Below are 11,615 nucleotides of genomic sequence, written 5' to 3'. Positions count from 1 at the left end.
AGCCACGGAAGCCACGGAAGCCACGGAAGCCGGGGAAGAGGTGGAAACGGCTGAAGCCGTCGAAGCGAGCGAGCCAGAGACCAAGGCAAAAGCCAAGGCGCCGGCCCGGGCCAAGAAGGCTGCCGCGCCCGCCAAAAAGGTAGCAGCCAAGAAGGCTGCGGCTCCCGCCAAGAAGGCAGCTGCGCCCGCGAAGAAAGCGCCGGCAACCAAAAAGGCGCCGGCAGCCAGGAAGGCCGCCGCCGCGGCACCTGCCAAGCGCGCGCCGAAGAAGGCCGCCAAGGCTGCCGAATAGGCTATGGGCGGTGAAGCCGAAGTACGCCTTTGCGGGTGGCTTCGGCTCCCAAGCCTCATTAGAAACAAGAAATGCAAAACGCAAAACGGCGCCTTCGGGCGCCGTTTTGCATTTCGCCCGCTTGCGCGGCAAAGCGTGGCCCTACCGCACCAGCTGATTGATCTCGATAATCGGCATCAGCACCGCCAGCACGATCAGCAGCACCACCACGCCCATGCTGAGGATCAGGAGCGGCTCCAGCAGGCTGGTGAGGAACAGCGTGCGGCGCTCCAGCTCCGCGCCTTCGCCCTGCGCCGCGCGCTCCAGCATGATCGGCAGGTTGCCGGTGGCTTCGCCGGAGCGGATCAGATGCACCAGCACCGAGGGAAACTGGTTCTGCGCCGCCAGCGCGCGCGCCAGCGAGGCGCCTTCGCGCACGCGCATGGTGGCATCGTCCACGTTGGCCTTGAGTGCCTCGTTGGTCAGTGTTTCGCCGGCTGCCTGCAAGCTGCGCAGGATGGGCACGCCGGCCGAGACGAGAATCGCCAGCGTGCTGGCGAAGCGCGCGGTGTTGTAGCCCCGGATCAGCTTGCCGACCAGCGGCGCGGTCAGCAGCCAGCGGTGCCACTCCAGGCGCACACCGGGCTGCCGCAGCAGACTGCGTATCCCCAGGCTTACGGCCACAATGAACGCCAGCGCGGCCCACCACCAGTTGCGCACGAAATCCGACAGCGCCAGCATGATGATGGTCAGTGTCGGCAACTTCTGCTTGGTGTTGGCGAATACGCTTACCACCTGCGGCACCACGTAGGACAGCAGGAAGATCACGATGGCGAAGGCCACCACGGTAACGATGGCGGGATAGGTGAAGGCCAGCCGGATCTTGGAGGTCAGCGTGTTGCGCGTCTCGATATAGTCGGCCAGCTTTTCCAGCACCAGCCCGAGGTGGCCCGAGTGCTCGCCGGCGGAGACCAGCGCGCGGTAGATATCCGGAAAATCGCGCGGATGATGCTGCAGCGCCGCCGAGAGCGAACTGCCGCCGACCACATCGGCGCGGATGCCGGCCAGCAGTTCGTGCACATAGCTGCGCTCGGCCTGGTCCGCCAGCGCCGCCAGTGCTTCGTCCAGCGGCAGCCCGGCCACGATCAGGCTGGCGAGCTGGCGCGTGAACAGCGCCTGTTCCTGCGTGGAGAGCCTGCGCACGAAAGCCGCGGTGCTGCTCTTTTGCACACCGCCGACGCCCGCCAGCGGATCGACGTTTAGCGGCGTCAGGCCGCGCGCGCGCAGGTGGCCGCGGGCTTGCTTGGGGCTGTCGGCCTCGATCACCCCGCGGTCGGTCTTGCCGGCGGCGTCGACTGCCTCGTAACGATAGGCTGGCATGGATGCGGCTCGTCCCTTAGGCGCGCGTCACGCGCAGCACTTCTTCCAGCGCCGTGGCGCCGGAATCGATCCAGCGCTGCGCATCCTGGCGCATGGTGTGCATGCCACCCTCCAAAGCCACCTTCTTGATTTCCGATTCGGCCGCCTGGCGGTGAATCATGGTGCGGATTTCGTCGTCGACGGTCAGCAACTCGTACACGCCCATGCGGCCCTGATATCCGGAGTGGCCGCATTTGTCGCAGCCCACGGCATGCCAGATGCGTTGCAGCGGTTTGCCTTGCGCAAGCAGCACTTCGGCTGCCTCGGGCGTGACCTCGACCAGCTCCTCGCGCTTGCAGTGCTGGCAGAGCCGGCGTACCAGCCGCTGCGCCAGCACGCCGAGCAGCGACGACGACAGCAGGAACGGCTCGATGCCCATGTCGACCAGGCGCGTGACCGCCGAGGCGGAATCGTTGGTGTGCAGCGTGGCCAGAACCAGGTGGCCGGTCAGCGATGCCTGCACCGCGATCTGTGCGGTTTCCAGGTCACGGATTTCACCGATCATCACCACGTCCGGATCCTGGCGCAGGATAGCCCGCAGCGCCTTGCCGAAGGTCATGTCGATGCGCGGGTTGACCTGGGTCTGGCCGATGCCGTCCAGGTCGTACTCGATCGGGTCCTCCACCGTCATGATGTTGGTGGTGCGCGAATCGAGCCGCGACAGCGCGGCGTACAGCGTGGTGGTCTTGCCCGAGCCGGTTGGTCCCGTCACCAGGACGATGCCATGCGGCTGGCGGATCAGGTGATCGAAGCCGGCCAGCGTGCCCGGCGCCATGCCGAGCTTGGCCAGGTCAAGGCGGCCGGCTTCCTTGTCCAGCAGACGCAACACCGCGCGTTCGCCGTGGCCGGTGGGCAGGGTGGAGACGCGCACGTCCACGGGACGTCCGCCCACGCGCAGCGTGATGCGGCCGTCCTGCGGCAGGCGCTTTTCCGCGATGTCGAGCTGCGCCATGATCTTGATGCGCGAAATCAGCGCGCCGTGCAGCGCCTTTTTCGGGCGCACCACGTCGCGCAGCGTGCCGTCCACGCGAAAGCGCACCACCGAGGAAGACTCGAAGGGCTCGATATGGATATCGGAGGCACCTTCGCGCGCGGCCTGGGTGAGCAGCGCGTTGATCATGCGGATGATGGGCGCGTCGTCCTCGGATTCAAGCAGGTCTTCCACCGCGGGAATGTCCTGCATCAGCCGCGACAGGTCGACCTCGCCTTCCACCTCGCCAACCACTTGGGCGGCGCTGCCGCTGTCCTGGCGGTTATATGCTTCGGACATGGCAAGTTCGAGCGCCTCGGGTTCCAGCACGCGCAGGCGCAACGGCCCGTGCACGCGCGCCACTTCGGCCAGCGCGGCGGGCGAAGTGGCGCGGCTGACCCACACCTCCAGGCCATCGGCGCGCTGGTGCGCGATCAGCAGGCGCGCCTCGCGCGCGAAGCCGTACGAGACCAGCCGCGCGGCGATGGTCGACGGTGGCTCCAGCGCGTCGTCGGACGCTGCGGCGGGAGCGATGCTTGTTGCCATGTCCTGTCTCAGTTCACCGCGCGGGTGGAATCCACCGTCGCGTTGCCAAGGTTGACACCCGGCAGTGGCGTGCCATTGCCCGACGGGTTCTGCGTGCGGGGCTGCTGCTGTTGTTGCTGTTGCGGTTGCTGCTGCGATTGCGGCAGCGTCTGTTCCAGCGGCAGCGGACCCGGCACCGGCACGCGCGAGCGCGGATCGACGAAGGGCGACATCGGCGCATCGGCCGGCGGCAGCACCGGCGTATTGCCGTCGCGCACCATGATGTTGGGCGACACAAAGCCTTGCTGCAGGGTGCGCATGTAGTCGTAGCGGTCCTGCGTCAGGCGGTCGGTGGCGCCGGCGGTGCGCATCACGTACGGCCGCAGGAACACCAGCAGGTTGGTCTTGCCACGGTTCTTGTTCTCGTAGCGGAACAGCCCGCCGATCAGCGGCAGGTCGCCCAGGCCCGGGACCTTCTGCACGCCGTCGCCATAAGTGTCTTCGATCAGGCCGCCCAGCACGATGATCTGGCCGTCGTCGACCAGCACATTGGTTTCGATTGAACGCACATTGGTGGTAGGCCCCTGGGTGAGGGTGGCGGTGCCTTGCACCACGGACGACGACTCCTGGTAGATCTGCATCTTCACCAGCCCGCCGTCGGTGATCTGCGGCTTGACCCGCAGCGTGATGCCGACGTCCTTGCGGTCGAAGGTCTGGAACGGCGTGACTGTCGCCGCGCTGCCGGTCTGCGCATACGAGCCGGTGGTGATCGGGATGTTCTGGCCGATCAGGATCTTGGCTTCCTCGTTTTCCAGCGTGATCAGGTTCGGGGTGGACAGCAGGTTGACACTGCCGTCGGCGCCAAGCGCGTGCAGCAGGGCGCCCAGGCCCATCGCCTTGTTGACCAGGCCGAGGTTCAGGCCGGCCAGGTCCGGTACCAGGCCCGAGACCGAAGGAATGGCTGCCACACCGCCTGCGTTGATGGCGGCGGCAGCGCCGGTCAGGTTGATGATGTTCTGGCCGCCGGTGCCGAAGTTGGTGCCGGCAAAGACGTTGGTATTGCTGCCGCGTGAGTTGATCAGGCCTTGCCACTGGATGCCGAGCTGGCCGGTCTGGGTGGACGACACCTCCACGATCATCGACTCGATATAGACCTGTGCGCGCCGCGCATCCAGGTCATCGATCACTGTGCGCAGGTTGCGGTAGACCGGTTCTGTGGCCGTGATGATCAGCGAGTTGGTGGCCGGGTCGGCCTGGATGATGCCCCCGGTGGTCGGCAACGTGTTGGTGGCGAACGAGTTCGCGAATGCCGAACCGCCGGAGCCGAAGCCAGATCCGGATCCGGAGCCGCTGCGCGAAGTGCCGGTGGTGCCGCCGGTGTACTGGCCGCTGGTCGGCGTCGCGGTGTTGAGCAGCCCGGTGCTGCCGGTGGCGCCCGCGCCGGCAGCGCCAGGCGTGCCGGACTGGCTGGAGTTGAAGGAACTGTCGGCCGCCACGATGGCGCGCAGCGTTTGCGCCAGCTTGGTGGCTTCTGCGTTTTTCAGCGGCACCACCCAGATATTGCCCGGACGCGCGTAGGGCTGGTCGAGCTTCTCGATGAGCTGGCGCGCTTGCTGCAGGCGTGCCCGGCTCGAGGCACGGATCATCAGCGAATTGCTGCGTGGCTCCGCCACCACCGAAGTGCGCAGGCTGGCATCCGCGCCGGCCGCGGCGCCGCCAGCGGCACCGGCGGCGCTGGGGTCAAGCAGCTTTTGCAGCACCAGCGCGGTATCGCTGGCGATGGCATTCCTGAGCGGAACCAGCTCGACCTCGCCCGAGGCTGGCGCGTCGATGGCGGCAATGATGCGGGCCAGGCGCTGCAGGTTTTCCGCGTAGTCGGTAATGACCAGCGTGTTGTTGGCCGGGTAGGCAGTGATGGTGTTGTTGGGCGCGATCATCGGCCGCAGCACCGGCACCAGGTTGTTGGCTGACTCATAGTTGAGGCGGAAGACCTGGGTCACCACCTGGTCGCCGCGCGACCTGCCACCGCCGATCACGATCGGCGAGCCCTGCAGCTTGGCGTCGGCTTCCGGCACCACCTTGGTGAAGCCGTTGCTCTCGACCATCGCGTAGCCCTGCATGCGCAGCACCGAGCCCAGCGTTTCGAGCGCCTGCGAGCGCGACACCGGCTGTTCGGTCACCAGGTTCACGGAGCCCTTGACGCGCGGGTCGATGACGAAGTTCTTGCCGGTGGCCTGTCCCACCGCCTTCACCACCGACTCCAGGTCGGCGTTGACGAAATTGAGCACGACCTGGTCGCGGTTGCGCGGGGTCAGGTCGGGCGGCTGGCCGGGCTGGGCCGCGGGCTGGCTCGGTTGCTGGGCCCACAGCGGCGCGGGTGCCAGCAGGGAGAGGCCGCATAGCAGCGCGGTGGCGCGGGCGCAGCGGGTCTTGAGCGAAGGTCGAAGGGCTTGGGTTTTCATATTCGGTTCCGGGCTGCGGGCGGCGGCGCGAAGGTTTCGCGCCGCCGCCGGGGTCAGAAGCGCAGCCGTGTCACATTGTCCTCACGTCGTCCCAGCAGGCTCAACAGGCCTACCAATTGCTTAGCGGCGTCGGGGTCGGCACGGGCCGTGCCCTCGAAACGCGCGTGGCGGCCCAGGGTGCCGTTGCCTTGCAGGTGCAGCGGCCCGGCGAGGGTAGTCAGTTGCAGCTTGCCGTCGGCGCCGGCCCAGTCGATTTCGGCGCGGTAGCTGCCGAGCGGGCGCAGGCGGCTGACAGCCGATGATACTTGGTCGAGGCGCAGGGTCATGTGGCCTGTCACGCCGGCAGCGCCGCCCGGCTTGCCGGGCTGGCCAAAGAAGCGGCCTTGCAGCGTGGACCAGTCGATGCGCATCAGTCCGTCCGGGCGCAGTGTGTTGAACGGCGCGCCGATGCCCTCAAGCAGCGATGCGGGCAGGCGGATGGTGCCGGCTTGCGCGGTCCAGCCGAATGGCGTGACCGCCACGCCCACCGGGCTGCTCATGGCCTCCGAGTGGGTCACCACCATGCGCAGGGTGCCGGTCAGCAACGGCCAGAATGCCACCGACCATTGCAGGCGGCCGGGCAGCACGGTGGCGGTCTCGCTGCCGGCGCCTGCCGACAGCGCCAGGGTGGCGCTGCCGTTCCAGATCGAGCCATCGGCATCGGCCAGGAGCACGCGGCGCTGGCTGCGGCTGGCGATGCTATCGGCGATCCATGCCGCGGGGAATGCCGCGAGCACGGTCAGTGCCAAGGTCACGCAGCCGAGCGCCAGCCAGCCCGCGCGCCGCCAGCCATGGGGGCTGCGGGCGCGGTGGCGGGCCAGTCTGAGGGCTTCCAGGCGCGCCATCAGCCGCGCCCGCCCGGATTGCCGGTGGGGCCTTGCAGGGTCGCCGTGACATTGACCATGGCGGTGGCGCCCACGTAGACGATACGGGTATCGATCACCTTGAGGCGGTGCTGCTGACGCACGTCCTGCAGCCAGCTCGCGACCGAGCCGAACGGCACCTTGTCGAGCTGGACCTGCACGCTGTTGTCGCCGGTGCTGACCAGGCGGATGGCCTTGAGGCCATATTGGGCGAGGCTCTCCTGCAGCGCCTGATTCAAAGCCTCGCCGCGCAGCGATGGGGCCGGGCTGGCTGCCAGTCCGCGCGCCTCCTGCGCCAGCGTTTCCATCTCGGCCAGGTCGCTGCGCAACTGCGGCAGGCTGCGCTGCAGCTTGCTGCGGCCGTCGGCGGCGGGTTCCCACAGGACGGTGTAGCCGATGACTAGCGCCAGCACAGCGCTACCGCCGGCCAGGATGGCCTGTTCACGCGGGTTGCGCGCCGACCAGAACGCGTCGAAACGTTCCTGCCAGCGCTGTGGCACGCGCGGCCGCAGGCGTGCCAGCCGCTGCGCGGCGCGCGCACGGCCGGCCGGGCTGCGCTGGGAGGCGCCAGGGCCGGGTTTCGGTGCTGTGTCTTTCATCAGATTCACTTGGCGGTCCGCGCTCACAGGTTGGGCTTGATCGACCAGCGCGTGCCGGCCGGTGCGTTGCCGCGCGCGGCGTCGGGCGGGCTGTTGTCTGCTTCCATTGCCAGCCCGGCCTGGCGCGCCGCACCGCGCAGCGCGTTGGTGTCGGTGCCGGGCTTGAGCGTGGCAAACAGGGTATGCCCGCGGTATTCGAGCGCCAGCAGTGCATCCGGCGCAAGCTGGCTTGTGGCCTGGCCGAAGCGGTCGGCCAGCGGCAGGAAATCGTCCGGCGTGCTGCGGCCGCTGGCCAGGCGGAGCTGGTCGACCTGGCGCCGCATCTGCAGCGGCGGATCAATCACCACCGGGATTTGCGGGAAAGTGCTGCGCAGCGTCTCTTCCTGCCTGGCCACCAGCCGTTGCTGTTCCTGGTGGAGCAGCAGCCACTGGACGTTCATGCCGATCATCTGGATCAGCACCAGGCCCGCGGCCAGCGCCACCGGCAGGCGCCAGGCCTTGAGGTTCCAGCGATCGGCGCGGCCCTGGGCAAATTCGAACTGGGCCAGGTCGAGGGAGGGATCGTGCAGGCTGGCCTGCGCTCCTTCGATCCATAGCTTCCAGTCGAGCGGGTGCGCGCCCTGGGGCGCCACTTGTGCCATGGCCTCCGCCGAGGCGTACCAGTCGCCGGCCGGGGCGAGTCCCTGCCAGGTGCCCAGCGCGTCGGAGTCGAGCAGCAGGCCGTAGCCGGCGTACTCGCTGCTGCGCACGGTCAGTTGCCAGTAGCGCGAGATATCGGCCGGCACGGATACGCCTTCCGTTTCAAACAGGGGTGATGCGCTGATCAGGGTGGCGGCTTCGAGCGCCAGTGCCGCCATGGCCGTGGTGTCGGCGGCAGGCGTATCGGCAGTCACGTCGGCCGCCGTCTCGGCAGCTGCTACCGGCAGCTGCAGGCAAAGCTGTGCCGGCAGTACATGGCGGCGGCGGTAGCGTTGCTCGGCAAAGGCGTCCAGCACGGCACGCAGCCAGGCGCGGTCGGTCACCATCAGCAAGCGCCGGTGCGAGCCGCTGGCGGCCTTGCCCGTCACCGCATCAAGGGCGGGGCCAACGGCGATATGGCAGGGGTGGGCGTCGGTGGCCAGCACTTCCTCGACCAGGTTCGGCAGCGCCAGCTTGAGGCGCGCCGGCGCCAGTGGCGGCACCGTGGCTTCGGTCAGCAGAACGTCGCTGGCTGCCATGATCAGGACCAGGCGGTCGGCGGCAGGCAGTTCGGAGATGGCAGCGTGGCCTTCGCGCAACAGCTGCCAGGCCGTTTGGGGGCCATGCCGGCGGCCGCGCTCGGCGACGGCCGTGCGCACCAGGGCAAACGGCAGGGCACCGAAGTGCCAGGGTTGCGGCTGGTCGTGCGGCCGATGCGGCAGGCGGACGTACAGGGTGGTGCTCAAGATTTCCTTGCTACTGCGCCAATCATGGCATCAATGAACGATAGCGGGGGCTGGTGACCGGTGCAGCGGACCGCGCCGCATGGATGACAGACGCCCAGCATGGCTGCCGGCAGCACCGTACAGGCGCGGAGCCAGGGCCCATGGGACCACGGTTCCGCCGGGCCGGAGCATACCTTGCCTGTGTGACGAATTGGCGTCAATACGTATCTGTCAGACTTCCGTTGGCAAACGCTCGAAAACCGCGCGGGCCGGCGTCGCCGGGGACGCTTGGGCGCGTCGCCGCGACACCGGCAGCGGCGTTGCCGCGAGCCCGGAACCACACTCGTGGCCGGGGCGCGGGTGCCTTAACGCGGCTCGGGCATGCGGTCGATATCGCGCACCCAGACCACCCGGGTGGTGTTGGCGTTGCCCAGGACTTCGCCGCGGTAGACCAGTGAGACCTGCATGCGGCTGGCGCGCTCATGACGAATCAGTCCGTAGACGAGGAAATAGTGGGTGCGCACGTCCAGCGTGCTGGTGGCGGCGTTCGGGTCCGCCTGCGGCGCCAGCGTGCGCAATTGCGTCTGCAGGTCGCCGATATTGTTGAAGAAGGCGCGGTCGCGCTGGCGCACCAGTTCGCGGGCGCGGTCCAGCGGCAGCTTGTCGATCACCGCAGCCAGCACTTCGGCCTCGGCGGTGTTGGCATTGACCAGCGTGCGCTCGGGCAGCACATCGACGAAGGGCGTCAGCGTGGTCACGATAGCCGGCGTGTAGCCCGGGATGGCGAGCAGGTCATTGACGTCATCGGGTGAGCGCAGTCCCCGCTGGCTGTCGCTGCCGTTGCCATTGCCGCCGCGGGCGGCGTTTAACAGGTAGCGCGCGGTTGGCTCGGCCAGCGCCACCTCCAGGCCCAGCGTCTGCAGCAGGCGGCGGTAGATCGCCAGGCTGGGGGCGTCGATCGTGGCAACCCGGCCTTGCGTTTCGCTGGCCGTCCACAGCACCAGGTTGGTGAGGTTGAAGCGGGCCTGGGCATCGAGAATACGGCCCGACAGGAAGGAGGTCTCGCCCTCCTGGTCGGTACGCAGCGCCGCGCCCAGGAAGTCCGACAAGCGGGTTTCGGCGATCGGTACCGCCCAGGGCTCGCCCAGTTGGTCCACGTTGGTGCGGCGCTGGTCGTCGCGCAGGATCAGGCGGGCCCAGTCGACGGCCGCGCGTTCGATCCAGGTCGCCTGGGCCAGCAGGCGCTGGTTCTCGATCGAGCGGATCTGCACCTGCTGCCGCCATAACATGCCGGATACCACCACTACCGCCAGCGTGACCACCAGCAGCGCCGTCACCACGGCGGCACCGCGCTGGCGGCGCCTTGTCAGCACGGGAGGAGCGGAGCGGCGGATGGTTGCCGCCCGCGCGGCCGGGAGAGGGCGTGGGCGCATGCTCATAGGCCGGTCATGCAGATCTTCTGGAAGCGTCGCGGCGTGTCTCCGTCGCCCATGCGTGCCGTCAGGTTGAGTTCGATCGCGCGCACCGCCGTGGTGGCCACGCCCAGGCTGGCACTCGCGCCGGATGCAGCCACCGCGCTGGCACTGGCGCTGGCGTTGCCGCCAAGCAGGGCCGCGGCGATCCGGCCGTTCTCGGTCTGCCAGCCGCCGGGCTCGATCCAGGCGCGTGCCGACAGGCTGTCGGCATCGCTGACCAGCGCCCGCGCGAGGTTGTCGCCGCCGTTGGCCTGGCGCAGCGTAATCATCGCGGCCCGCACCGCGTTGCGGTTGTCCGCCGGCGGGCTGGCCACCCGCACCACGGTATTGCCGTTGAGCCGGTAGACCACCACCTGCCACTGCGCGGGGCGGCCCTCGTCGCGTCGGTCGCGCACCATCAGCACCTGGCCATTGCCAAACTCGACCGGGCTGATCTGCAGCAGGGTCGGGCTGGCCAGATGCTCGCAGTCTGACTGGAACTGGCCGTACAGCAGCTTGAGCGTATTGAGGCGGTTGTCGTGGTCTGTCAGCCGTTCGCGGCCGCGCGTCATCGCATCGAGTCCGCGCCAGGCGATCACCGCGATCACCGCGAGCAAGGTAATGGCCACCAGCATTTCCAGCAGCGTGAAGCCGCGCGTTGCTGGCCGCCTGAATGGCTGCCTAAAGCAGGTTGCGCGTTTCATTGGGGACGATGGTGACGAGCCAGGCAAGGCGCACGGATTTGTCGGCGCCGGACGGATAGACCGCAATCTCGACGCGGCGGAAAGACGGGTTGGGCGTGCCAGAGATGGTTTCTTCGCAATACAGCTCGATGCCGCCCTGCGGGCACGCGTAGCCGCGCGTGCCGGGTTCGGGCCAGGTCTTGGACAAGCGCAGGCTGGCGAGGTGGTTTTCGGCGCTCCACTCAGCCAGCATCCGGGTCTGCAAGGAGGAGCCAGCCTCGATCATCGATCCCATCGCACGCATGGCGGCGGTCAGCGCCACGGCCAGGATGGTCAGGGCGACCAGTACCTCGATCAGGGTGAAGCCGTGCGCAGGCAAACACCGGCGCTTGCGGGGGAACCGGAAGGATGGCGACTGGCGCATCATGGCGTGCTGGCGAAGTAGCGCCCGGTTCCGTCGGCGGCCACGTCGACGCGGATGTCGCCGCGCACCAGCACTACATGCTGGGGGCCGTCGATCAGCTCCCGCCCGAATACCAGGCGGGCACCGGTGTTGCCGCTGCCGCCTTCGGTCACTGCCACGCCGTCGAGCGGCAGGCGCCACTTGGCAGGCGCAAATACATCGGTCAGCGGGATCCATCCGGCGGGCGTGGCTTGCAGGAAACGCCAGCCGCCAGTATCGGCCTCCCAGGCGATCGGCCGGGCACGCAGCTGGGCTTCTTCCTGCGCCAGTTCGAACAGCCGCGCAATGCGCTGTCCGTCGTCCAGCACGCGGCCGCGCTCATTGGGCGAGGCATTGACGGCGACCAGCGAGATCACGATGCCGGCGATCACCATCACCACCAGCAATTCGAGCAAGGTGAAGCCGCGGTCGCCGTGTGATCGCCGCCCCTGTGGCCAGGTGCTCATGGCTGCGCGCCCGGCCCG

At 68.4% G+C, this 11,615-nt stretch carries 10 protein-coding genes and 1 pseudogene; 1 reads left to right on the top strand and 10 read right to left on the bottom strand.

The annotated features are described in order from the left end of the window. A pseudogene (locus CF70_RS34545) lies at positions 1 to 292 on the top strand (type VI secretion system protein TssA); the annotation flags it as partial. A gap of 141 nt (positions 293 to 433) precedes the next feature. Here the strand turns inward: CF70_RS34545 and gspF are convergent. The 10 genes from gspF to CF70_RS07050 form a co-directional block, all read right to left on the bottom strand. After that, entirely contained in the window at positions 434 to 1,651 is a 1,218-nt protein-coding gene (gene gspF / locus CF70_RS07095) for a type II secretion system inner membrane protein GspF (protein ID WP_035862425.1), read from the bottom strand. Positions 1,652 to 1,667: 16 nt separating this feature from the next. Next, positions 1,668 to 3,206, bottom strand: coding sequence for a type II secretion system ATPase GspE (gene gspE / locus CF70_RS07090; RefSeq protein ID WP_081862060.1), 1,539 nt, complete (start codon positions 3,204 to 3,206; stop codon positions 1,668 to 1,670). An 8-nt stretch (positions 3,207 to 3,214) separates the two neighbouring features. Then, complete coding sequence (gspD, locus tag CF70_RS07085) at positions 3,215 to 5,647, bottom strand: type II secretion system secretin GspD (RefSeq protein ID WP_035862423.1); 2,433 nt, start codon at positions 5,645 to 5,647, stop codon at positions 3,215 to 3,217. A 53-nt stretch (positions 5,648 to 5,700) separates the two neighbouring features. Next, positions 5,701 to 6,531, bottom strand: a complete 831-nt coding sequence (locus CF70_RS07080) for a type II secretion system protein N (RefSeq protein WP_035862421.1) — start codon at positions 6,529 to 6,531, stop codon at positions 5,701 to 5,703. Next, a complete protein-coding gene (locus CF70_RS07075) occupies positions 6,531 to 7,148 on the bottom strand; it encodes a type II secretion system protein M (RefSeq protein ID WP_051648116.1) in 618 nt (205 codons plus the stop codon). The genes CF70_RS07080 and CF70_RS07075 overlap by 1 nt, the downstream gene beginning before the upstream one ends. 23 nt (positions 7,149 to 7,171) lie before the next feature. Next, positions 7,172 to 8,572, bottom strand: coding sequence for a type II secretion system protein GspL (gspL, locus tag CF70_RS07070; protein ID WP_035862420.1), 1,401 nt, complete (start codon positions 8,570 to 8,572; stop codon positions 7,172 to 7,174). A gap of 344 nt (positions 8,573 to 8,916) precedes the next feature. Then, the gene (gene gspK / locus CF70_RS07065; protein ID WP_051648105.1) at positions 8,917 to 9,990 is read right to left on the bottom strand and encodes a type II secretion system minor pseudopilin GspK; all 1,074 of its coding nucleotides are present in this window, start codon (positions 9,988 to 9,990) and stop codon (positions 8,917 to 8,919) included. Then, a complete protein-coding gene (locus tag CF70_RS07060; protein ID WP_035862417.1) occupies positions 9,987 to 10,709 on the bottom strand; it encodes a PulJ/GspJ family protein in 723 nt (240 codons plus the stop codon). Before CF70_RS07060 ends, gspK begins: the two co-directional genes overlap by 4 nt. Continuing rightward, on the bottom strand, positions 10,687 to 11,115 hold the full coding sequence (gene gspI, locus CF70_RS07055) for a type II secretion system minor pseudopilin GspI (RefSeq protein WP_414629429.1): 429 nt from the start codon (positions 11,113 to 11,115) through the stop codon (positions 10,687 to 10,689). Before gspI ends, CF70_RS07060 begins: the two co-directional genes overlap by 23 nt. Further along, positions 11,112 to 11,597, bottom strand: coding sequence for a GspH/FimT family pseudopilin (locus CF70_RS07050; protein WP_035862477.1), 486 nt, complete (start codon positions 11,595 to 11,597; stop codon positions 11,112 to 11,114). Before CF70_RS07050 ends, gspI begins: the two co-directional genes overlap by 4 nt. Between the last annotated feature and the right edge of the window lie 18 nt (positions 11,598 to 11,615).

The organism is Cupriavidus sp. SK-3, from assembly GCF_000611145.1.
Lineage (GTDB): Bacteria > Pseudomonadota > Gammaproteobacteria > Burkholderiales > Burkholderiaceae > Cupriavidus.
Note: the sequence above shows the minus strand (reverse complement) of the source record. Positions and strands in the feature narration are given on the sequence as shown.